This is a genomic window from Sphingomonas endophytica, assembly GCF_001476895.1.
Lineage (GTDB): Bacteria > Pseudomonadota > Alphaproteobacteria > Sphingomonadales > Sphingomonadaceae > Sphingomonas > Sphingomonas endophytica_A.
Map to the genome: position 1 here is coordinate 1 of NZ_LDTB01000328.1, position 786 is coordinate 786.

General features: G+C 61.5%; 1 protein-coding gene and 1 pseudogene. One reads left to right on the forward strand and one right to left on the reverse strand.

Features of this window, described 5'->3' with window-relative positions; all coding sequences use genetic code 11:
- Positions 1–35 precede the first annotated feature (35 nt).
- A pseudogene (locus NS334_RS19230) lies at positions 36–269 on the forward strand (endonuclease domain-containing protein); the annotation flags it as partial.
- Between the two features lie 153 nt (positions 270–422).
- On the opposite strand, the gene NS334_RS19235 reads toward NS334_RS19230, so the two are convergent.
- A partial coding sequence (locus tag NS334_RS19235) for a hypothetical protein (RefSeq protein WP_428835078.1) occupies positions 423–786 on the reverse strand: 364 nt, incomplete at its 5' end.

The window sequence follows — 786 nt, forward strand, 5'->3', positions numbered from 1 at the left end:
GTGCTAGAGAGTCTAAAACCGAACGCGCGAGGAATCTGCGAAGCGCGTCGACGGATGCGGAAGGAGCGCTCTGGTACCGGCGCCGCGGTCGCAGGCTGAATGGTTACAAGTTCGTCAGACAGGAGCCGATAGGGCCTTACACGGTCGATTTTATCTGCCGCGAACATCGCCTCGTGATCGAGGTGGATGGTGGACAACACGCCAACAGTCAGACCGACGCCGTTCGCGACAAATGGCTCATCGATCACAAATACCGGGTCTTGCGCTTCTGGAACAACGAGATCTCCGGCAATTTGGCTGGTGTTCTTGAAACCATTCTCACCGCGCTTGCGGAGGCTCCCCCTCACCCGGATCGCCTGACGCGATCCGACCTCTCCCCGCAAGCGGGGCGAGGTGAAGGTCTGTGTATGACGCGGACACAGTCATTCCGCGGCCTCCGCGATCGCAGCACGGCCGAGATCGACCACCTGCAACGTGGTGCGGACGCGTTGCGTCGTGCCGTCCTGGAAACGGATCACGGTGTCGACGGGAATGTTGGCCTTGCCGCGGTAGATCGCCTCGATGATGTCGGCGTATTTCTCGTTGATGACGCTGCGCCGGACCTTTCGGGTCCGGGTCAGCTCGCCATCGTCGGCATCGAGCTCCTTGTACAGCAGCAGGAAGCGTGAGATGCGCTGCGCCGGCGGCAGGGTAGCGTTGACGGTCTCGACCTCTTTCTTCAGCAGCGCGTAGACTTCCGGCCGCGACGACAGGTCGGTGTAGGTCGTGAAGGAGAGGCGGTTCTTC